Below are 21,897 nucleotides of genomic sequence, written 5' to 3'. Positions count from 1 at the left end.
AGTTGTATACAATCAGCCCATCGCTGTGACGCCAGCCTGCCAGGCCGCCACACCAATCTGTCAACGAACAAGAAGGAAGACTGCAGTGAGCGCTGACTACCCACGCGACCTGATCGGTTACGGCAGTAACCCTCCTCACCCACACTGGCCGGGTAATGCCCGCATCGCCCTGTCGTTCGTGCTCAATTACGAAGAAGGCGGCGAGCGCAATATTCTGCACGGCGACAAAGAATCCGAAGCCTTCCTGTCTGAAATGGTTGCCGCTCAGCCGCTGCAAGGCGCGCGCAACATGAGCATGGAATCGCTTTACGAGTATGGCAGCCGTGCCGGCGTCTGGCGGATCCTGAAACTGTTCAAGGAATTCGACATTCCGTTGACCATCTTCGCCGTCGCCATGGCCGCCCAGCGCCATCCGGACGTGATCCGTGCGATGGTCGATGCCGGCCACGAAATCTGCAGCCACGGCTATCGCTGGATCGACTACCAGTACATGGACGAAGCGCAGGAACGCGAGCACATGCTCGAAGCGATCCGCGTTCTCACCGAAATCACCGGCGAGCGCCCGCTGGGCTGGTACACCGGCCGCACCGGGCCGAACACCCGTCGTCTGGTCATGGAAGAAGGTGGTTTCCTCTACGACTGCGACACCTACGACGATGACCTGCCCTACTGGGAACCGAACAACCCGACCGGCAAGCCGCATCTGGTGATCCCGTACACCCTCGACACCAACGACATGCGCTTCACGCAAGTGCAGGGTTTCAACAAGGGTGACGATTTCTTCGAATACCTCAAAGACGCGTTCGACGTGCTCTACGCCGAAGGTGCCGAGGCGCCGAAAATGCTCTCGATCGGTCTGCACTGCCGCCTGATCGGCCGTCCTGGTCGCCTCGCTTCGCTAAAGCGCTTTATCGAATACGCCAAAAGTCATGAACAGGTGTGGTTCAGCCGTCGCGTCGACATCGCGCGTCACTGGCAAGAAACCCACCCGTACCAAGGGACTGCAAAATGAGCCGCTTTCAAACCCTGCAACCGTCGACCCTGAGCCGCGACGCTTTCGTCAAAGCCTTCGCCGACATCTACGAACATTCGCCATGGGTGGCCGAAAAGGCCTACGACCTCGGTGCGGACGCTTCGATCGACGAGATCGAAACCCTGCACCAGCGCATGAGCGATATCCTGTTGAGCGCCGATCATGCCAGCCAGCTGGCCCTGATCAACGCTCACCCGGACCTGGCCGGCAAAGCTGCCGTCCAGGGCCAACTGACCGAAGCCAGCACCAATGAACAGGCTGGCGCCGGTATTCACCAATGCACGGCCGAAGAGTTCCAGCGCTTCACCGAGCTGAACGACGCCTACAAAGCCAAGTTCAAGTTTCCCTTCATCATGGCGGTAAAAGGCAGCAACCGGCATCAGATCCTCGCGGCGTTCGAAACGCGCATCAACAATTCGGTGGAAGCCGAGTTCAAATGCGCGCTGGCGGAGATCAACAAGATTGCCCTGTTCCGTTTACTGACTCTTTAGCAAGCCTGGCCCGAGCGTGAATGAACGCGCAAACGCCCAGGGCCCTGCGAGCATCCCCAGCCAACTTATCAAAGGCAGACAAGAAGAATGAAAGCTTACGCCGTACCTTTCGAAAAATACGTCAACCTGGCCGACGCCCGTCTGGGCACCAAAATCATCTCGGTCACCGATGACTGGTTCGCAGACGCCAATCGTCTGTTCCAACCGACCCCGGCCGTATGGAAGGAGGGCGTGTTCGATGACAACGGCAAGTGGATGGACGGCTGGGAGTCGCGCCGCAAGCGCTTCGAAGGTTTCGACAGCGCGGTGATCCGTCTGGGCGTACCGGGCTCGATCAAAGGCGTGGACATCGACACTTCATTCTTCACCGGCAACTACCCGCCATCGGCCTCGCTGGAAGCGTGCTTCCTGGCCTCGGGCGAGCCGGATGAAAACACCCAGTGGACCGAAGTGCTGTCGGCCGTCGAGTTGCAGGGCAACAGCCACCACTACCATGAAATCAGCAACGACAAAGCGTTCAGCCACCTGCGCTTCAACATCTACCCGGACGGCGGTGTTGCCCGTCTGCGCGTGTACGGCATTCCGTTCCGCGACTGGTCCGCTGTGGGCGACAACGAGCAGGTCGATCTGGCCGCAGCCCTTAACGGTGGCCGCGCCCTCGCCTGCTCCGACGAACACTTCGGCCGCATGAGCAACATCCTCAACCCGGGCCGCGGCATCAACATGGGCGACGGCTGGGAAACCGCACGTCGTCGCACGCCGGGCAATGACTGGGTGATCGTCGCCCTGGGTCATCCGGGCGAGATCGAGAAGATCGTCGTCGACACCCTGCACTTCAAAGGCAACTACCCGGACACCTGCTCGATCCAGGGCGCCTTCGTCAAGGGCGGCACCGACGGCCAGATCGAAACCCAGTCGCTGTTCTGGCGCGAACTGCTGCCAAGCCAGAAGCTGGAAATGCACGCCGAACACACCTTCGTCGAGCAGATCAAGGCACTCGGCCCGATCACCCACATCCGCCTGAACGTGTTCCCGGATGGTGGCGTGAGTCGCCTGCGTGTATTGGGCAAGGTCGCTAAACAAGGTTGAACCCAATCGCTGGCAAGCCAGCTCCCACAGGTTTTGTGAACGCCACAGTCCACTGTGGGAGCGGGCTTGCCCGCGATGGCGATAGATCTAACAACACAGAATCCGGATAAGAAGAACAGCATGCGCACACTGACGATTGAACCGCTGACCAAAGAAGCCTTCGCCCCTTTCGGTGACGTGATCGAAACCGACGGCAGCGATCACTTCATGATCAACAACGGTTCGACCATGCGCTTCCACAAACTGGCGACGGTCGAAACCGCTACGCCTGAGGACAACGCGATCATCAGCATTTTCCGCGCCGACGCGCAGGACATGCCGCTGACCGTTTGCATGCTGGAACGCCATCCGCTGGGCAGCCAGGCTTTCATACCGCTGCTCGGCAACCCCTTTCTGATCGTGGTCGCGCCAGTTGGCGATGAACCTGTATCAGGCTTGGTCCGCGCCTTCGTCACCAACGGCAGGCAGGGCATTAATTACCATCGCGGCGTTTGGCACCACCCGGTGCTGACGATCGAAAAGCGGGATGACTTCCTGGTGGTTGATCGCAGTGGCACAGGCAATAACTGCGATGAGCATTTTTTCAAAGAGGATGAGCGGTTGATCCTCGCCCCCCACCAATAAGAGAAGGTCTGATCACTCGACAACAAGAGTGACAGGCGAGAGGTAAAGACTGTGGAAGCACATCTGTTGGAATGGCTGAACCTGAGCGTGCGCTGGGTTCACATGATCACTGGCGTGGCCTGGATCGGCGCGTCGTTCTACTTCGTCTGGCTGGAGAACAACCTCAACCGCGTCAACCCGAAAACCGGTCTGGCCGGTGATCTGTGGGCGATCCACGGCGGCGGCATCTACCACCTGGAAAAATACAAACTGGCCCCACCGTCCATGCCGGACAACCTGCACTGGTTCAAGTGGGAAGCCTACTTCACCTGGATGTCGGGGATCGCGCTGCTGTGCGTGGTGTTCTACTCCAATCCGGTGCTCTACCTCGTGGCACCCGGCAGTGGCCTCAGCGGTCCTGAAGGCGTGGCCATCGGTATCGGCTCGCTGATCGTCGGCTGGTTTGTCTACGACTTCCTCTGCGATTCGGCCCTGGGCAAGAAACCCGCCCTGCTCGGCTTCATCCTGTTCGTGCTGATCATTGCCGCCGCCTATGGCTTCAGCAAAGTGTTCAGTGGTCGGGGTGCGTACCTGCACGTCGGCGCGATCATCGGCACCATCATGGTCGGTAACGTGTTCCGCATCATCATGCCGGCGCAACGGGCACTGGTCGCGGCGATCGCCGAGAACCGCACGCCGGATCCGGCACTGCCGGCCAAAGGCTTGCTGCGTTCGCGACACAACAACTACTTCACCCTGCCAGTGCTGTTCATCATGATCAGCAACCACTTCCCGAGCACTTACGGCAGCCAGTACAACTGGTTGATCCTCGCCGGGATCGCGGTGTTGGCGGTGTTGGTGCGTCACTACTTCAACACCCGTCACGACAGCCACAAGTTTGCCTGGACCCTGCCGGTGGCAGCGGTGGGCATGATCTGCCTGGCCTACGTCACTGGCCCGGCGCCGATGTCGACTGCACCTGAAGTGGCCAAGGCGCCAGCGAAAATCGAGTACCAACCGCTGCCGGAAACGGCACTGGGCGGTGGCGCGAAACCGGCCGAAGCGGCGCAACCTGCGGCACCCGCAGCTCCTGCGGCGGCACCCGCGCAAGCCTCGAATGCCGGCCCCGGTTTCGACAAGGTGCACAACGTGATTCAAGAGCGTTGCACGGTGTGCCATTCGTCCAAGCCGACCAGCCCGTTGTTCAGCGCAGCCCCGGCCGGTGTGATGTTCGACACCCCCGAGCAGATCCGCCAGAACGCCGCGCGCATTCAGGCGCAAGCCATCACCACGCAGATCATGCCACTGGGCAACATCACCCAGATGACCCAGCAGGAACGTGACCTGATCGGTGCCTGGATTGCCCAGGGAGCGCAAACCAATTAATCGTTAAAAGCATCGCTGGCAAGCCAGCTCCCACAGGGTTTTGCATAGCCTGTGTGGGAGCGGGCTTGCCCGCGAATGGCCGCTCCGCGGTCTGCCTGATGCAAAGAAACAGCTGCAAGCAACCCGGCAGCTGTTAATCACAAGAATAAAAAAGATCCGAGGTGTTGCATGTCCGAGCTGTCCAAAGCGCGCATCCCCGACGCACCCGCCATTCAGCGTTTGCCCCTTTTGCAACTGATCCTGGTCGGTCTGCAACATGTTCTGCTGATGTACGGCGGTGCCATCGCGGTGCCGCTGATCATCGGACAGGCCGCTGGCCTGAGTCGTGAAGAAATCGCCTTCCTGATCAACGCCGACCTGCTGGTCGCCGGCATCGCCACCATCGTGCAGTCGCTCGGCATCGGCCCGATGGGCATTCGCATGCCGGTGATGATGGGCGCCAGTTTCGCTGCGGTCGGCAGCATGGTGGCCATGGCCGGCATGCCCGGCATCGGTCTGCAAGGGATCTTCGGTGCGACGATAGCTGCCGGTTTCTTCGGCATGCTGATCGCGCCGTTCATGTCCAAGGTCGTGCGTTTCTTCCCGCCACTGGTGACCGGCACGGTCATCACCTCGATCGGTTTATCGCTGTTCCCCGTGGCCGTGAACTGGGCCGGTGGCGGTGTCGACGCCGCGCAATTCGGTTCGCCGATTTATCTGGCCATCGCTGCGCTGGTGCTGGCGACCATTCTGTTGGTTCACCGCTTCATGCGCGGATTCTGGGTCAATATTTCGGTACTGATCGGCATGTGCCTGGGCTATGTATTGTGCGGCGTGATCGGCATGGTCGACCTCAGCGGCATGGCCAGCGCACCGTGGATTCAGTTCGTCACCCCGTTGCATTTCGGCATGCCCAAGTTCGAGCTGGCGCCGATTCTGTCGATGTGTCTGGTGGTGGTGATCATCTTCGTCGAGTCCACCGGGATGTTTCTCGCGCTGGGCAAGATCACCGGCCAGGAAGTCTGCCCGCGCATGCTCCGTCGTGGCTTGTTGTGCGATGCCGGCGCGTCGTTCTTCGCCGGTTTCTTCAACACCTTCACCCACTCCTCGTTCGCGCAGAATATCGGCCTGGTGCAGATGACCGGTGTGCGCTGCCGTTCGGTGACCATCGTTGCCGGCGGCCTGCTGATCGTCCTCAGCCTGTTGCCGAAAGCGGCGTTTCTGGTGGCATCGATTCCACCGGCAGTGCTGGGCGGCGCGGCGATTGCGATGTTCGGCATGGTCGCGGCCACTGGCATCAAGATCCTCCAAGAGGCCGACATCGGTGACCGCCGCAATCAGTTGCTGGTCGCGGTAAGCATCGGCATGGGCCTGATCCCGGTGGTACGTCCGGAATTCTTCGCCCACTTGCCCATGTGGATGAGCCCGATCACCCACAGCGGCATCGCCATGGCCACCCTCAGCGCGCTGACGCTGAACCTGCTGTTCAACATCCTCGGCGGCGAGGAGCGTGCGGCGATCAACGATTGCCATGCGCACTGATTGAAACCACCACGCCACCTGTGGGAGCGAGCCTGCTCGCGAAAGCGCTGTGTCATTCAACATTGATGGCGACTGACACAACCGCTTCGCGAGCAGGCTCGCTCCCACAGGGACTACGCAACTGCTTGTGCCTCAAACAATAAAAACAACAGGAAGCAACAGATGATCCGCACGCAAAGCAACGTTCTGTTGAGTGGCGGCCTGCTGGCCGCGAGTCAGGCCATGGCCGGCGATCTGCTGCTGTGGCAGAGCAACAGCCTCAGCTATCTGTACGGCAAGAATTTCGCGATCAACCCGTCGTATCAGCAGACGGTCACCTTCGAGCACGCCGACAAGTGGAAGTACGGTGACAACTTTCTGTTCGTCGACAAGATCTTCTACAACGGCAAGGAAGACCCGAACAAAGGGCCGCATACCTTCTACGGCGAGTTCACCCCGCGTCTGTCCTTCGGCAAGATCCTCGACCGCAAGATCGAGTTCGGCCCGATCAAGGATGTGCTGTTGGCGATGACCTACGAGTACGGCGAAGGCGAAACGGAGGCCTATCTGATCGGCCCCGGCTTCGACCTGAAAGTGCCCGGCTTCAACTACGTCACCCTGAACATTTTCCGCCGCCAGACCGAAGGCCCGCGGCCCGGCGATGGTGTCTGGCAGATCACCCCCGCGTGGTCCTACAGCTTTGCGCTGGGCAATTCCGATGTGCTGATCGACGGCTACCTCGACTGGGTCGTCGACAACGACGAAAACTCGCGCGGCACCTACCATGCCAACCTGCACATCAATCCGCAGATCAAATACGACCTCGGCAAAGCCATGGGCTGGAGCCAGAAACAGCTGTACGTCGGCACCGAGTACAGCTACTGGAAGAACAAATACGGCATCGAAAACAGCCACGCGTTCGATACCAACCAGAACACCGCCAGCCTGCTGCTGAAGGTGCACTTCTGAGATGGCCCGCAACCGTGCGCCATGCCTGCCGTCGGTGCTCTGTTGCGGGGCACTTGAGCGTTGGCCGAGGAGTCAGTATTCTCCGCGGCCTTCCGAATTCGCTCTAAAAAAAAGCCTGAATTCAATTTCTGACCGAAAAGCCAACTTATCCCGGCTGCGGTCAGTCCTGAGGCATCCCGAAAACACGCTCGTCGACTGTTTTTCAGCAGCCGAACGGGCGTTTTTTGGTTTTTCAAAAGCCTTGGCGCAGCTTTTGCTACCAGCATTCAAAGCTGACCGATCGGATGAAATTTGCGGTACGAAAAAAGGCGCCACATCAGAGCGCCGATCTTAAAAAAATAACGTGGAACACCTACTTTGGGAGCAACCGAATGAAACGTATGTGCACCAGCCTGATGCTGGCCGGATCGATGTTCGCCGGCGGCCAGGCGATGGCCGAAGGCCTGCTGCAGTGGCAGAACAACAGCCTGACCTACCTGTATGGCAAGGACTTCCAGGTCAACCCGCGCATTCAGCAGACCGTGACCTTCGAGCACGCCGATGCCTGGAAGTATGGGGACAACTTCCTGTTCATCGACAAGATCTTCTACAACGGCAAGGATGATGGCGGCGTCGGCTCCAACACCTACTACGGCGAGCTCAGCCCGCGCCTGTCGTTCGGCAAGATCCTCGATCAGAAACTGGCCTTTGGTCCGGTGACTGACGTGTTGCTGGCCATGACCTACGAGTTCGGTGAAGGCGATACCGAGTCGTACCTGATCGGTCCGGGCTTCGACCTGGCGATTCCAGGCTTCGATTACTTCCAGCTGAACTTCTACCAGCGTCACACCCAGGGCGCACGCGCCGGTGACAATGTCTGGCAGATCACCCCGGTGTGGTCCTACACCATCCCGGTGGGCAAATCGAACATCCTCATCGACGGCTTCATGGACTGGGTGGTCGACAACGACTCCAATTCCAAGGGCGACTACCACGCCAACCTGCACTTCAACCCGCAGGTCAAATACGACTTGGGCAAGGCGCTGAATTTCGGCGAGAAGCAGTTGTATGTCGGTGTCGAGTACGACTACTGGTCGGACAAGTACGGGATCAAGGACAGCCAGTACTTCAAGACCGATCAGAGCACCACAAGCTTCCTGGTCAAGTTCCACTTCTGACCCTGAAAGCTTCGCGAGCAGGCTCGCTCCCACATTCAGACCGAGTTCCAATGTGGGAGCGAGCCTGCTCGCGAAGGCCTCACCGCAGATTTCAGGCAGGAGCCACCGCTTCAGATATCCGCAAAAACCGGCACAGCTCCTCGCGCTTGGCCAACGCATCGCGCCGCCCCAACTCGATCAACTCGCTGCAATACCCCGCCTCGAACAGCAGGTAACTGAGCACCCCCGCCCCGCTCGTCTTCGTCGCCCCCGGCCCGCGCAGAAACAGGCGCAACGCCGCCGGTAACTCCTGGCGATGCCGCGCGGCGATTTCGTCGATCGGCTGACTCGGCGCAATCACCAGCACTTCCACGGGCGCCACACCCAGCGCGCGAGTGGGTGTGCCGGCCGGGAGCAAATGACTGAACTGATTCAGACGCTGCAGCAACTCGATATCGCTCTCCAGACTGTCGATGAACGTGCTGTTGAGCATGTGCCCGCCAATCTGCGCCAGAGTCGGTTGCTGGCCGCTGTAGGCGCGCTCCAGCGGCTGCTGCGGATCGACGCCGCGCGGGTTGCCGCTGACGCCCACCACCAGCACGCGACTGGCCCCCAGATGCAGCGCCGGGCTGATCGGCGCCGACTGGCGCACTGCGCCGTCACCGAAATATTCCTCGCCGATTTTCACTGGCGCGAACAACAGCGGAATCGCCGAACTGGCCAACAGGTGATCGACCGACAATTGCGTCGGCACGCCAATACGACGGTGCCGCAGCCAGGCGTCGATGGTGCCGCCGCCCTGATAGAACGTCACCGCTTGCCCCGATTCGTAGCCAAACGCGGTCACCGCTACCGCGTGCAATTGCTTGCGCGCGATGGATTCGGCGATGCCAGGCAGGTGCAGTTTTTCCTCGAGCAGCTCGCGCAGCGGCGAACTGTTGAGCAACGCCACCGGCATCTGCCGACCGAGGCCGAGCAGGCTGTGGCTGACGAAACGGCTGGCCTGATGGATCACGCCCGGCCAGTCGCTGCGCAACACGCGGTGGCTGCGAAAGCCCTGCCAGAACTGGGTCAGGCGTTCGATGGCAGCGCGAAAATCCATGGCACCACTGGCCAGGCTGACCGCATTGATCGCCCCGGCCGAGGTGCCGACGATCACCGGAAACGGATTGTCCGCGCCGACCGGCAGCAACTCGGCAATCGCCGCCAGCACCCCGACCTGATAAGCCGCCCGAGCCCCGCCGCCGGAAAGAATCAAACCTGTGACCGGTTCAGCAGGACTCATCGCAACACTCCACAGTGCTTGTCAGTACGGGTGAATCAACGACGCTTGGGATAAAGCTTCGGCTCGCCCGGTGGGCGACTCTTGAAGCGCCGATGCGCCCACAGATACTGCTCGGGGCAGGCACGCAAAGCACTCTCGACCCACTGATTGATGCGGATGCAATCGGCCTCCTCGCTCTCGCCGGGGAAATCTTCCAGCGGCGGATGAATCACCAGACGATAACCACTGCCGTCGGCCAGACGTTCCTGAGTGAACGGCACCACCAGCGCTTTGCCCAGCCGTGCAAACTTGGTCGTCGCAGTGACGGTGGCGGCCTGAATGCCGAACAGCGGCACGAAGATGCTCTGCTTGGCGCCGTAATCCTGATCCGGCGCATACCAGATCGCCCGTCCCGAGCGCAGCAGTTTGAGCATGCCGCGCACGTCATCGCGCTCCACCGCCAGCGAATCGAGATTGTGCCGCTCGCGGCCACGGCGCTGGACGAAGTCGAACAAGGGGTTTTTGTGTTCGCGGTACATGCCGTCGATGGTGTGCTGCTGGCCGAGCAGTGCCGCGCCGATTTCCAGGGTGGTGAAATGCGCGGCCATGAGAATCACGCCTTTGCCTTCGCGCTGGGCCTTCTGCAGATGTTCAAGGCCTTCGACGTGGGCCAGTTTCGCCAGACGTTCGCGCGACCACCACCAGCTCATCGCCATTTCAAAAAAGGCGATGCCGGTGGAGGCGAAGTTTTCCTTGAGCAGGCGTTTGCGTTCGGCGGCGGATTTTTCCGGGAAGCACAATTCCAGATTGCGCCGGGCGATGGTTCGCCGGTCGCTGGCGACGCGATACATCAACGCGCCCAAAACTCGACCGATGGTCAGCAGCGCCGGATACGGCAACTGCACGATCAGCCACAAAAGCCCCAGGCCGCACCAGAGCGGCCAGAAGCGCGGAGCAAGATATGCTTTTCGAAAACGCGGGCGATCCATTAAAGCTTCCGTAAATACAGTGGCCGCGCATTCTACATCGTTCGACCCGGCTTGCGGCTCGCGGGCGTTCTCGTTATAAGTCTCGGCACTTTTAGTGACAAGCCGTTGTATGCCGACATGAGCCAAACCGACCCGTTAGACCAAGATCCCGTATTCCAGCTCAAGGGCAGCATGCTGGCCATCACTGTGCTGGAACTGGCCCGTAACGACCTCGAAAGCCTCGATCGGCAATTGGCCGCCAAAGTCGCCCAGGCGCCGAATTTTTTCAGCAATGCACCGCTGGTTCTGGCGCTGGACAAACTACCGCCGAATCAGGGCGCGGTTGACCTGCCGGGGCTGATGCGCGTCTGCCGTCAGCACGGTCTGCGTACCCTGGCCATTCGTGCCAGCCGCATCGAAGACATCGCCGCCGCCATCGCCATCGACATCCCCGTGCTACCGCCCTCCGGCGCCCGCGAGCGTCCGCTGGAGACGCCGGAAGCCGAAGTCAAAAAGAAGCCGGAAAAGCCGCCTGAGCCGACCGTCAAACCGACCCGCGTAATCACCACGCCAGTACGTGGTGGCCAGCAGATATATGCCCAGGGTGGCGATCTGGTCGTGGTCTCATCGGTCAGTCCGGGGGCGGAACTTCTCGCCGATGGCAACATCCATGTATACGGCCCGATGCGCGGCCGTGCGCTGGCCGGCGTCAAAGGTGACACCAAGGCACGGATTTTCTGTCAGCAATTGAGCGCTGAACTGATCTCCATCGCCGGTCATTACAAGGTCTCCGAGGATTTGCGTCGTGATCCGATGTGGGGCTCGGGCGTCCAGGTCAGCCTGTCAGGCGACGTGTTGAACATCATTCGGCTTTAACGGATACTGCCGCATTTTCCAAGCATCTCTAAAACGTAGCGAAAACGGCTCAAACGAAGTAGGAAAAAGGCTCAAAGCCAAATTCCAGCCAAGGCTGTCCGACTGCAGTAGTTTTCAAGAGATGTTTTTCAGGGGCTGAACAGTCCTTCTTCCTTAGGGGTGAAACACCTTGGCCAAGATTCTCGTGGTTACATCCGGCAAGGGTGGTGTGGGTAAGACCACCACCAGCGCCGCTATCGGTACCGGTCTCGCTCTGCGCGGCCACAAAACAGTGATCGTCGACTTCGACGTGGGCTTGCGTAACCTCGACCTGATCATGGGTTGCGAGCGCCGCGTGGTGTATGACTTCGTCAACGTGGTAAACGGCGAAGCCAACCTGCAACAGGCACTGATCAAAGACAAGCGCCTGGAAAACCTGTACGTACTGGCGGCCAGCCAGACCCGCGACAAAGACGCGCTGACCGTCGAAGGCGTGGAAAAAGTCCTGATGGAGCTCAAGGAACAATTCGAGTTCGTCGTCTGCGACTCCCCGGCGGGCATCGAGAAAGGTGCGCACCTGGCCATGTATTTCGCCGATGAAGCGATCGTCGTGACCAACCCGGAAGTCTCCTCGGTACGTGACTCGGACCGCATGCTCGGCCTGCTGGCGAGCAAATCGCGCCGCGCCGAACGTGGCGAAGAGCCGATCAAGGAACACCTGCTGATCACCCGCTACCACCCGGAGCGTGTCGAGAAGGGCGAGATGCTTGGCGTTGAAGACGTCAAGGAGATCCTCTCGGTGACCCTGCTCGGCGTCATCCCGGAATCCCAGGCGGTACTCAAGGCTTCCAACCAGGGCGTGCCAGTGATTCTCGACGACCAGAGCGATGCCGGTCAGGCTTACAGCGATACCGTCGACCGCCTGCTGGGCAAAGAAAAAGCCCACCGATTCCTCGATGTCGAGAAGAAGGGATTCTTCGAGCGCCTGTTTGGAGGTAGGTAATGAACCTTTTTGACTTCTTTCGTGCCAACAAAAAGCCAAGTACCGCCTCGGTAGCGAAAGAGCGTCTACAGATCATCGTGGCGCATGAGCGCGGCCAGCGCAGCACGCCGGATTACCTGCCAGCCTTGCAGAAGGAACTGGTCGACGTGATCCGCAAGTACGTCAACATCGGCAACGACGACGTACATGTTGCACTGGAAAGCCAGGGCAGTTGCTCGATTCTGGAACTCAACATCACCCTGCCCGATCGCTGAGTCGATTTGGCAGTCGCTACGGCGGCTCGGGCTGTTGATGCTCGTGTAGGAGCTGCCGAAGGCTGCGATCTTTTGATCTTCAAAGTCAAAAGATCGCAGCCTTCGGCAGCTCCTACAGAGTTATCAGCAGTCCCGAGCCGCCGTTGGCATTTGTTACGAGGCTGTTTTAATGCCGCTGTCCAACATCCGCATCATCCACGAGGACGCCGCCGTTCTTGTGGTCGACAAACCGACCTTGCTGCTCTCGGTGCCCGGTCGCGCTGACGACAACAAGGACTGCCTGATTACCCGCTTGCAGGAAAACGGCTACCCGGAAGCGCGCATCGTTCATCGCCTGGACTGGGAAACCTCCGGGATCATCCTGCTGGCCCGTGACGCCGACACTCATCGCGAACTGTCGCGGCAGTTTCACGATCGCGAAACCGAAAAGGCCTACACCGCTTTGGCCTGGGGTCAGCCGGAGCTGGACAGCGGCAGCATCGATCTGCCCCTGCGCTACGACCCACCGACCAAGCCACGGCATGTGGTCGATCACGAATTCGGCAAGCATGCGCTGACCTTCTGGAAGGTGCTGGAACGTTGCGGCGACTGGTGCCGTGTCGAACTGACACCGATTACCGGTCGCTCCCATCAACTGCGCGTACACATGTTGTCGATCGGCCATCCGTTGCTGGGTGACGGGCTCTACGCCCACGAGCAGGCGCTGACCGCCTGGCCACGTTTGTGCCTGCACGCGAGCATGCTCAGCTTCACCCACCCGCAGACCGGGGAGCGCCTGCGCTTCGAGTGCCCGGCTCCGTTCTGAATTGCGTGAATACTTTTAAAGCCCTTCCTGGTGAAGGGCTTTTTTTGTCCTGCCAGAATTCCACCGGCAATAGATTGACGTAAAGAACTGTCATAAAATTGTAATCAAATATAAAATCATGGCACTTCGATATCAGGCAGGAGGCCTTTCCCGTGTTCTGCAGCAAAACACTTCAATCCGAATACCCGATCATCTACGCATTCGGTAACACGACCCTGCACTTGAGCGAAGCACCCAGCATCCAGGCACGCCAGGCCCTGGAGCAGCTCATTAAAAAACGCCGCGCGCACAAACTGACCCGAGCCAGCGCACCGTTATCGTCCTGTGAAACACCACTATTTGCCAAGGTCCAGCCATTGGACACGTTCAAGGCAAAGGTGCGGGTGAGCCTGAACAAACCGCAACGCAACGGGCGCTTCGACTGGCCTCTTGAAGAACTGATGAATTCCCTCGAAGCTCAGCGCCGGGGCGTGGAGATGCCTCCACTGAAGGGCTATGGCTATACCCGCAGCAGACTAGGCCTGACCGAGGAGTTCTTCCTGCTGACTCACCTGCTCGAAGGCCATATGGATGGGGCCGAGTGCATCAGACGCAATCCCGAAAACATCGAAGCCTTTATCCTCGACGCGTTTCAACTGCTCAGCTCGCTCGCCAGCAAGAACATCACCCACATGGATTTCTGGGTGGGCAACATCATGGTGCCCGAGCAAACGCAAAGGCCACTCAAAGCCATCGACTTTGAAAACTGCTTCGCAGGCCCGACCGCGCACGCAAGTGAAACACTCGGTTTTCAACTCGGCTTCTTCTATCGTCGGGATATCTACAAATTCATCACCGAAGCCGCCTACGATCGCCTGGTAGATCAATACCTCAGTGCACTGCCTGGCTTATCGAGAGACAGGTTCGAGGCTGTCTATCAGTTGAGCAAACATGAATACGTCGGTCGCAAGCAACGCCGTGAAGTCTTCCTCTCTGGCAGATTGATCACCGGTTGACGCCCTCCCTGGCAACACTTTGAAGCAAGTGCCCGGCCTGCAAATCAGCGGAGCAATACGGTAAACTCGCGCCCCCCGCCGTATGGAGCCGCTTATGCGCGAAGCCTTCCCCCCCCTGGAAAAAGTACCGCACCAGCTGCTCTACCTGATCTATGGCGACAAAGACGTTTATCGGCGCGAGGCAAAATTCAGCATCCTCACCGCCCTGGCACAACTGCAGCCAGGTGAATCATTGTGCATCCGAGTCCTGACCGATCGTCCGCAGGACTATGCCGGCTGGCCGGTCGATACCGTCCCTTTGAGCGAGCAGACCCTGATCCAGTGGCAGGGCGAGAACGGCTACCACCACCGCCGCAAAGCGTGCGCCATTGCGCTGGGCCTGACACTCGCCGAAAAAACCCTGTTTGTCGACACCGATACGCTGTTTCTCGGTTCGCCGCACCGGCTGTTCAGCATGATCACGCCCGGCCGTTACGTGATGGACCGCTTCGAATATGACTGGAGTTACGTCTGTAACCGGGCGGACTACGAAAAACTCGCGCGCTGCCTGCAAGTCCACGGCATCTCGTCGACGAACAGCTTCAAGCTCTACAACAGCGGCTTGTGCGGCGTCACCGATGGCGATGCAGCGCTGCTGGAGAAATCGGTCCGGCTGATCGATGAGTGGACGCAGGACCCGTTCGACATCCATACGATCGAACAGATTGCACTGTCGTTTGCCATGCGCGACCAGCCGATCCAGGAAGCGAAGAAATTCATCTATCACTACTTCGCCGACAAAAACTTCTTCCACGCCATGCAGAAACATTTTTTCGCCCGTTACGGCGAGGCCTTCCACCACGAACTGCCAGAGCTGTGCTCCGAGGTTCCGCGCAGCAAACCCGTTCCCTCAACCTGGGAGCGCCTGCGCATCAAGTGGAAGCTGCGCAAAAAGCGCGGCGGCATGAAGAAAGTCGGCCGGGCGTTGCTGTTCGGCAGTGCTGCACCTGCCCACCCGTATTACGAGATCTGCCGTCACGAATGGTGGGAATCGGCGTCGCGGGAAATCCTGCGTTGGGACAGCGTCACGCAAAAGGCCTTCTTCGGCAGCGGCAAGGGCTGGCCGAAGCACCTGCCGAAACCCGCCAGAAAGGATGATCAACAAGCCATCATTGCCTACCTGCGCAAGCGCATCGATCAGCACTCCTGAGCGTGCTTGCGCAAACCACTTGCCCAATGGCGCTGAGTGATGCGTTAAACTGCCGCCCATTGCTGTCTGGAGTTTCTTATGCGCGCAGAGTTGAACCAGGGCCTGATCGACTTTCTCAAGGCCTCCCCTACCCCGTTCCACGCCACCGCCAGCCTCGTGCAGCGTCTGGAGGCCGCCGGCTATGTGCGCCTCGACGAGCGCGAGCCATGGTCCACCGAGGCCAACGGCCGCTATTACGTCACCCGTAACGACTCCTCGATCGTCGCGATCAAAATGGGCCGCAACTCGCCACTGCACGACGGTATTCGTCTGGTCGGCGCGCACACCGACAGCCCGTGTCTGCGGGTCAAGCCGCAACCGGAACTGCAACGTCAGGGCTTCTGGCAACTGGGCGTCGAAGTCTACGGCGGCGCGCTGCTGGCGCCATGGTTCGACCGCGATCTGTCGCTGGCCGGCCGCGTGACCTTCCGCCGTGACGGCAAGGTCGAGAGTCAGTTGATCGACTTCAAGGCACCCATCGCGATCATTCCCAACCTGGCCATTCACCTCAACCGTGAAGCCAACCAGGGCTGGGCGATCAACGCGCAGACCGAACTACCGCCGATCCTGGCGCAATTCGCCGGTGACGAGCGCGTCGATTTCCGCGCCGTGCTCACCGACCAACTGGCCCGCGAACACGGTTTGAACGCCGATGTAGTGCTGGATTACGAGCTGAGTTTTTACGACACGCAAAGCGCTGCGGTGATCGGCCTGAACGGTGATTTCATTGCCGGTGCGCGTCTGGATAACCTGCTGTCGTGCTACGCCGGCCTGCAAGCGTTGCTCACCGCCGAGACCGACGAAACCTGCGTGCTGGTCTGTAATGACCACGAAGAAGTCGGCTCCTGCTCGGCATGCGGTGCCGACGGCCCGATGCTCGAACAGACCCTGCGCCGCCTGCTGCCGGAAGGTGACGAGTTCGTCCGCACCATTCAGAAATCCCTGCTCGTGTCGGCCGATAACGCCCACGGCGTGCATCCCAACTACGCAGACAAGCACGACGCCAACCACGGCCCGAAACTCAACGCCGGCCCGGTGATCAAGGTCAACAGCAACCAGCGCTACGCCACCAATAGCGAAACTGCCGGTTTCTTCCGCCATCTGTGCATGGCCGAAGAAGTCCCGGTGCAAAGCTTCGTGGTGCGCAGCGACATGGGCTGCGGCTCGACGATTGGCCCGATCACCGCCAGCCATCTGGGCGTGCGCACCGTCGACATCGGCCTGCCGACCTTCGCCATGCATTCGATTCGCGAACTGTGCGGCAGCCATGACCTGGCGCATCTGGTGAAAGTGCTCAGTGCGTTCTATGCCAGCCGTGAATTGCCGTAACGGCTGACAAGCTTCGCGAGCAGGCTCGCTCCCACAATGGAATGCCATTCACCTGTGGGAGCGAGCCTGCTCGCGAAATCGCCTGTGCAGACAGCAGAATCCTCCCGGCCTGATGCATTCCTGAGCCACATCACACCCCGCCTCGAAAACCCGCCTAGACTGCAAACATCCCCCACAGACAAGGCAGTCTTCATGATCTCGATGTCCTCCTTCCACGCCATGCTCATTCCCATCCTCAGCGGAATGATCCTGCTGGCCATCGGCTTCAACTTCCGCGACAAGAACGCCGGGGTGTTCGCCATGTGGATCGGTATGCTGATGATCCTCGCCACGGTGGTCTACAAGATCCTCGCCAAACTCAACGAATGACCGCGCCCGGCTCGCATTGAGCCAAAGGGCCTCGTACACTCCAGCGCATCCGCCTATCGCGAGGTTGTCTTCTGGTGTTCGCTCGTCTTTTTGCTTTGCCCGGTCTGCTGCTTGTCTGCCTGATGACGCTGCTGCCGCTGGCGCCCGCCCAAGCGGTCGGTCTGCCCGGCCTGCTCAACACTTCCAAACCGCAGCCTGAAGCCGTAGAACCTCTTGGCCAGTCACTGGACGAAGTGATCAAGTCGCTGGAAAACGACAAGCAACGCGCGCAGTTGCTCAGCGATCTGAAGAAGCTGCGCGACGCTACGAAGAAAGCTCAAGCCACCCCGGAAGAAGGCGTGCTGGGCCTGATCGGCGGCACCCTCGCCAGCTTCGAAAAACAGTTTTCCGGCGCCGACAGCCCGCTCACCCGCTGGTCCAACGAATTCGATCTGGCCAAGGACGAACTGACCAGCAAGCTGCTGCCGGCCAATGAATGGCTGCCGATCATCTTCGGTTTCGCAGTGATCCTGATGGTCTGGAGCCTGCTCGCCGCCGCGCTGATCTGGCTCAGCCACCGCGTGCGTCTGCGCTTCGGCCTCACCGAAGAACTGCCGCAACACCCCAAGGCCCTCGACATGCTGCGCTTTGCCCTGCGCAAGCTCGGGCCGTGGCTGATCGCGTTGGTAATGACGGTGTACATGAGCTACGTGCTGCCGTCTTCCCTGGGCAAAAGCCTGGCGATGGTGCTGGCCTATGCCTTGGTGGTCGGCACCTGTTTCTCGGCGATCTGCGTGATCGCCTTCTCCCTGCTCGACGGCCCGCACCGCCATCGCGCGCTGTACATCCTGCGTCATCAGGCGTTTCGGCCGCTGTGGCTGATCGGCAGCTTCGCCGCGTTTGGTGAAGCGCTGAGCGATCCGCGTCTGGTCGAGAGCCTGGGCGTACATCTGGCGCACACCGCCGCGACCACCGCCAATGTCCTCGCTGCGCTGTCGACCGGCCTGTTCATCCTGCGATTCCGCCGACCGATCGCGCACCTGATCCGCAACCAACCGCTGTCACGCCGCCTGACCCGCCGCGCCCTCAGCGACACCATCGAGATCCTCGGCACCTTCTGGTACGTGCCGGCACTGGTGCTGGTCGGCATCTCACTGTTCGCCACGTTTGTCTCCGCCGGCGACACCAGCACCGCGCTGCGCCAGTCGCTGATCTGCACGGTGCTGCTGGTGTTGTGCATGGTTATCAACGGCCTCGTGCGCCGCCATTCGCTGAAACCGCAACGCGGGCCGAAACGCCATGCGCTGTATTCGGAGCGACTGAAAAACTTCTTCTACACCCTGACGCATTTGCTGGTGTGGCTGATCTTCATCGAACTGGGCCTGCGCGTCTGGGGCCATTCGCTGATCGCGTTCGCCGAAGGCGATGGCCATGACATCAGCGTCAAACTGTTCAGCCTGATCGGCACGCTGATTTTCTCCTGGCTGATCTGGATCCTCGCCGACACCGCCGTGCACCACGCCCTCACCCGCTCGCGCAAAGGCCTGGCGAATGCACGGGCGCAGACGATGATGCCGTTGATCCGCAACGTGCTGTTCGTGGCGATTTTCATCATCGCGCTGATCGTCGCGTTGGCGAACATGGGCATGAACGTCACACCGCTGCTGGCCGGTGCCGGCGTGATCGGTCTGGCCATCGGCTTCGGCGCGCAGTCGCTCGTCGCTGACCTGATCACCGGCCTGTTCATCATCATCGAAGACTCGCTGGCCATCGACGACTACGTCGACGTTGGCGGCCACCTCGGCACCGTCGAAGGCCTGACCATCCGCACCGTACGCCTGCGCGATATCGACGGCATCGTCCACACCATCCCGTTCAGCGAAATCAAAAGCATCAAGAACTACTCGCGGGAATTCGGCTACGCGATCTTCCGCGTCGCCGTGCCATACAACATGGAAATCGACGACGCGATCAAACTGATGCGCGACGTCGGCCAGAAGATGCGCAGCGATCCGTTGCAGCGCCGCAATATTTGGTCGCCGCTGGAGATTCAGGGTGTGGAAAGTTTCGAGTCCGGCAGCGCGATTTTGCGCGCACGGTTCAAGACTGCGCCGATCAAGCAGTGGGAAGTTTCCCGGGCGTTCAATTTGTCGCTGAAAAGGCAACTGGATGAGGCGGGGCTGGATCTGGCGACACCAAGGATGAGTGTGCAGGTGATTACGCCTGGGGTGGAAATCAAAAAGGAAAGCTGAACAGAGATGGCCCCCTATTGGCAGGTAATACCAATAGGGGGCTAGTTTTATCTGGCTTTGAAACCAGGTTTTCCTTCGGCGGCCCGCCACCTTTTGACTTCCGCCACAATATTTTCCGGACCGCTTTTTCCCGATTCTGGGTAGTAGATTAAATCGGAACCCGCTGGATGTTCGCTCAGTCGTTCAAACTCCATTACAGCTGAGGTTTGCCCCTTCTCAGTCGCGTAATCCGATTGGTATATCTTTTGTACGAAATGCAAGAATTGCTCTTCGGACATTTCATTGATCATTAATTTTTTCATTACTCGCCTCCCTTATGAACTGCCAAATGCTGTTTCGGAGTTAGCAACCGCAGGTTGTCAATATCGTACAACTGCCCACCATCCGATAACGATGAGACGTGGTGCAACTCAAACTTCACTCGTTTACCAACCCGATCGCCCGCTTTCACATACGGTGATCGGCCTTTGCTCATTGCACTGAGACTACCTGGATCAAACGACATCGCCAGTTCCGCATCAGCGGCCACCGCTTTCCAGAAAGTCTCCCTGAATGCCCTGAAATCCTTGAAATTCTTGCCTCGCAATTGATCTGCAATTTTTGAGGGAATTGCCGCCCCCTCACCTTGCGTAGCCGCCTCCAGCCATCCACCCGCAACCGGCGCTCCATGACCACTCGCCACCCCTGGATCATTGCGTCGATCCCGGAACATGACGTACTGCGGTGGCAGGCCCGATTCCGACGGGAAGACCAGAATGAAGTCGTCGAAACGAATGCTGCCCCGCCCTGGGTGAGCGTCGATCCGTCCTTCAATCGGCACGAGGTTGCCGCCGATATATCGAGGTGGGGACGGATTCTCGATGGGGAACAGCGTTGAACTGTCTGCCGGCGTTACTGCGGGAGTCCAGACCGCGGTTGTCGGCGGGATGTCAGTGAGCGTCGCGCTGTAAGTGTTGTTCCCCGCGTTGAAATCAGCTGCAACCACGCGAACGCCGGAAGGCCGTTTTGTCCCCGCTACCGGAACGACAAGCAGTTCGGCGAGAGAGCCCGTCAGCGGCCGGGCGCTCAAACGTACCGGCAGATTCAGTCGTGCTCTTTCGCTTGCCAGCCTGTCCAGATCAGGCAGTTGACCGGGCAGCAGATCTGCCAGTGGGAGGCTGAGCAGAAAGCGTTCAGGCAATTCCCCATTACCCAACACCGGGGAGTAGACAAACGCACTTACCCCCACCATCAGACCGGACGCCGTGCCGGCAGCCAGCCCCGATAAACCGGCCACCGCCGCGCGAATCGAAGCGGTAAAACCCGCCATCAGGTTGTCGGCAATCGCGACCGCACCAGCGGACGTCGCAAATACCAGTTGGGCGTGGCTGGTATTGCCCTGAAAGCGCAACAGGCTACTGTGCCCACCGGAGGTGTCCTGCCGGCGCTTTTCCTCAGCAACCCTGCGTGCTTCGGCCTCAGCCTCAAGCGCTGCCTGTTCCTCGGCACGCTTGCGCTCTAGTGCCTCAGCCGCCAAACGGGCCTGTTCCTCTTCGAGCCGCCTGATTTCATCGGCCGCGGCCTGCCGCGCCAACTCCTCCGCCTGCCGCCGCGCCTGCTCCTGAGCGACGCGGGCCTGTTCCTGTGCAACCTGCCTGGCGTATTCCGCCGCCAACCGCGCCTGCTCCTGAGCGATCCGCTCGGCTTCCTGCGCTTGCACCACGGCAATCATGCCCTTGACCGTGGCCGACTGGCTGTTCAACACGCCAATGCCTTCAACCAGTAACTTGGCGTTGAACAGAGCGCTATAAGCCTGCCGTACGCTGACGCTGGCGCTTCGCCGATTGACTTGCGGTAAGCGGCCTCCGTTGAAAAAGGTTTCAACCTGGGCGTGGCCGAAACGTTCGATGGCCACGTCCTTGGCCACCAAAAGCGCACCAAACTTCCTGGCGATCAGGGAATCCCTGAATTGCATCTCCCGCGCCAGCGCATCCAAAGGCGGCAAGACACTTTGATCACCTGCCGCCCGCGCTTCTGCAAGTTCATTTTCAATGACCTGAGCAATATTCCTGGAAGTATCTTTATAGATACTTTCCATATCGAGTATTTCACCCAACGGCGCAAAGTTAATGCCTGGTCCCGAGCCGTCCCCTGCACCTAAATAATGTAAATATTCATCTTGTTTATCCGGACGCACAACAATCGGCGGAAGCGTTATTCCATTACGCTGCATTTATAAGTCCTCCATGGACAATAGTTTTGTCGCACTGACGCGTTACCCTCAAACAGCCAATAACGTGACCGGCACCTGGAGAAATTTATGGAAATAGATGTTGTGCGGTGCGGTACATGGTTATCGCCCGCGTTTTATCTGTCACGCCGGACGAAACTGATAAAGCGGTAGGAGTTT

General features: G+C 59.7%; 21 protein-coding genes. 17 read left to right on the top strand and 4 right to left on the bottom strand.

Annotation, left to right across the window (positions count from 1 at the left end):
* The first annotated feature begins 85 nt into the window (after positions 1-85).
* The 8 genes from puuE to NF676_RS08885 all read left to right on the top strand — a co-directional run bounded on the left by puuE (position 86) and on the right by NF676_RS08885 (position 8,228).
* Positions 86-1,012, top strand: a complete 927-nt coding sequence (gene puuE, locus NF676_RS08920; RefSeq protein WP_252887544.1) for an allantoinase PuuE — start codon at positions 86-88, stop codon at positions 1,010-1,012.
* Complete coding sequence (gene uraD / locus NF676_RS08915) at positions 1,009-1,524, top strand: 2-oxo-4-hydroxy-4-carboxy-5-ureidoimidazoline decarboxylase (RefSeq protein ID WP_016773760.1); 516 nt, start codon at positions 1,009-1,011, stop codon at positions 1,522-1,524. Before puuE ends, uraD begins: the two co-directional genes overlap by 4 nt.
* 87 nt (positions 1,525-1,611) lie before the next feature.
* The gene (alc, locus tag NF676_RS08910) at positions 1,612-2,613 is read left to right on the top strand and encodes an allantoicase (protein WP_252887543.1); all 1,002 of its coding nucleotides are present in this window, start codon (positions 1,612-1,614) and stop codon (positions 2,611-2,613) included.
* Positions 2,614-2,733: 120 nt separating this feature from the next.
* Positions 2,734-3,237, top strand: coding sequence for an ureidoglycolate lyase (locus tag NF676_RS08905; protein WP_016773758.1), 504 nt, complete (start codon positions 2,734-2,736; stop codon positions 3,235-3,237).
* A gap of 51 nt (positions 3,238-3,288) precedes the next feature.
* Positions 3,289-4,602, top strand: coding sequence for a urate hydroxylase PuuD (locus tag NF676_RS08900; RefSeq protein ID WP_212615652.1), 1,314 nt, complete (start codon positions 3,289-3,291; stop codon positions 4,600-4,602).
* Between the two features lie 168 nt (positions 4,603-4,770).
* Positions 4,771-6,123 carry a nucleobase:cation symporter-2 family protein gene (locus NF676_RS08895; protein ID WP_252887542.1) on the top strand — a complete coding sequence of 451 codons (1,353 nt, stop codon included), beginning with the start codon at positions 4,771-4,773 and terminating at the stop codon, positions 6,121-6,123.
* Between the two features lie 162 nt (positions 6,124-6,285).
* A complete protein-coding gene (locus tag NF676_RS08890; protein ID WP_252869054.1) occupies positions 6,286-7,071 on the top strand; it encodes an outer membrane protein OmpK in 786 nt (261 codons plus the stop codon).
* A gap of 371 nt (positions 7,072-7,442) precedes the next feature.
* Positions 7,443-8,228 (top strand): outer membrane protein OmpK, encoded by a 786-nt coding sequence (locus NF676_RS08885; RefSeq protein ID WP_095180785.1) that lies wholly within the window; start codon positions 7,443-7,445, stop codon positions 8,226-8,228.
* A gap of 91 nt (positions 8,229-8,319) precedes the next feature.
* Here NF676_RS08885 and NF676_RS08880 read toward each other — a convergent pair whose 3' ends face one another.
* Together NF676_RS08880 and NF676_RS08875 are read right to left on the bottom strand one after the other, a co-directional pair.
* Positions 8,320-9,492, bottom strand: a complete 1,173-nt coding sequence (locus NF676_RS08880; RefSeq protein WP_041479321.1) for a patatin-like phospholipase family protein — start codon at positions 9,490-9,492, stop codon at positions 8,320-8,322.
* A 35-nt stretch (positions 9,493-9,527) separates the two neighbouring features.
* Positions 9,528-10,460: a lipid A biosynthesis lauroyl acyltransferase gene (locus tag NF676_RS08875; protein WP_041479319.1), complete on the bottom strand. Its 933-nt coding sequence runs from the start codon at positions 10,458-10,460 to the stop codon at positions 9,528-9,530.
* A 117-nt stretch (positions 10,461-10,577) separates the two neighbouring features.
* Here NF676_RS08875 and minC point away from each other — a divergent pair, with 117 nt between their 5' ends.
* From minC to NF676_RS08830, 9 genes are all read left to right on the top strand, one after another.
* Positions 10,578-11,315 carry a septum site-determining protein MinC gene (minC, locus tag NF676_RS08870; RefSeq protein WP_041479318.1) on the top strand — a complete coding sequence of 246 codons (738 nt, stop codon included), beginning with the start codon at positions 10,578-10,580 and terminating at the stop codon, positions 11,313-11,315.
* Positions 11,316-11,484: 169 nt separating this feature from the next.
* Positions 11,485-12,297 carry a septum site-determining protein MinD gene (gene minD / locus NF676_RS08865; RefSeq protein WP_056784017.1) on the top strand — a complete coding sequence of 271 codons (813 nt, stop codon included), beginning with the start codon at positions 11,485-11,487 and terminating at the stop codon, positions 12,295-12,297.
* Positions 12,297-12,551 carry a cell division topological specificity factor MinE gene (gene minE / locus NF676_RS08860; RefSeq protein ID WP_003223146.1) on the top strand — a complete coding sequence of 85 codons (255 nt, stop codon included), beginning with the start codon at positions 12,297-12,299 and terminating at the stop codon, positions 12,549-12,551. The genes minD and minE overlap by 1 nt, the downstream gene beginning before the upstream one ends.
* A gap of 169 nt (positions 12,552-12,720) precedes the next feature.
* The gene (locus tag NF676_RS08855; RefSeq protein WP_252879698.1) at positions 12,721-13,356 is read left to right on the top strand and encodes an RluA family pseudouridine synthase; all 636 of its coding nucleotides are present in this window, start codon (positions 12,721-12,723) and stop codon (positions 13,354-13,356) included.
* 152 nt (positions 13,357-13,508) lie between these two features.
* Positions 13,509-14,351: a protein kinase family protein gene (locus NF676_RS08850; RefSeq protein ID WP_056784015.1), complete on the top strand. Its 843-nt coding sequence runs from the start codon at positions 13,509-13,511 to the stop codon at positions 14,349-14,351.
* A 94-nt stretch (positions 14,352-14,445) separates the two neighbouring features.
* The gene (locus NF676_RS08845) at positions 14,446-15,540 is read left to right on the top strand and encodes a hypothetical protein (RefSeq protein ID WP_252887541.1); all 1,095 of its coding nucleotides are present in this window, start codon (positions 14,446-14,448) and stop codon (positions 15,538-15,540) included.
* Between the two features lie 78 nt (positions 15,541-15,618).
* Positions 15,619-16,908: a M18 family aminopeptidase gene (locus tag NF676_RS08840; RefSeq protein WP_016773748.1), complete on the top strand. Its 1,290-nt coding sequence runs from the start codon at positions 15,619-15,621 to the stop codon at positions 16,906-16,908.
* Positions 16,909-17,100: 192 nt separating this feature from the next.
* A complete protein-coding gene (locus tag NF676_RS08835; protein ID WP_016773747.1) occupies positions 17,101-17,277 on the top strand; it encodes a hypothetical protein in 177 nt (58 codons plus the stop codon).
* 74 nt (positions 17,278-17,351) lie between these two features.
* Positions 17,352-19,508, top strand: a complete 2,157-nt coding sequence (locus NF676_RS08830) for a mechanosensitive ion channel family protein (RefSeq protein WP_041479310.1) — start codon at positions 17,352-17,354, stop codon at positions 19,506-19,508.
* Between the two features lie 47 nt (positions 19,509-19,555).
* Here the strand turns inward: NF676_RS08830 and NF676_RS08825 are convergent, their stop codons facing one another.
* Both NF676_RS08825 and NF676_RS08820 read right to left on the bottom strand, forming a co-directional pair.
* The gene (locus tag NF676_RS08825; protein WP_076566779.1) at positions 19,556-19,810 is read right to left on the bottom strand and encodes a bacteriocin immunity protein; all 255 of its coding nucleotides are present in this window, start codon (positions 19,808-19,810) and stop codon (positions 19,556-19,558) included.
* Entirely contained in the window at positions 19,810-21,720 is a 1,911-nt protein-coding gene (locus NF676_RS08820) for a pyocin-S2/colicin E7-DNase domain-containing protein (RefSeq protein ID WP_252887540.1), read from the bottom strand. The genes NF676_RS08825 and NF676_RS08820 overlap by 1 nt, the downstream gene beginning before the upstream one ends.
* Between the last annotated feature and the right edge of the window lie 177 nt (positions 21,721-21,897).

This window comes from Pseudomonas siliginis (assembly GCF_024072275.1).
GTDB lineage: Bacteria > Pseudomonadota > Gammaproteobacteria > Pseudomonadales > Pseudomonadaceae > Aquipseudomonas > Aquipseudomonas siliginis.
This window is presented reverse-complemented; position numbering and strand designations above follow the sequence as displayed.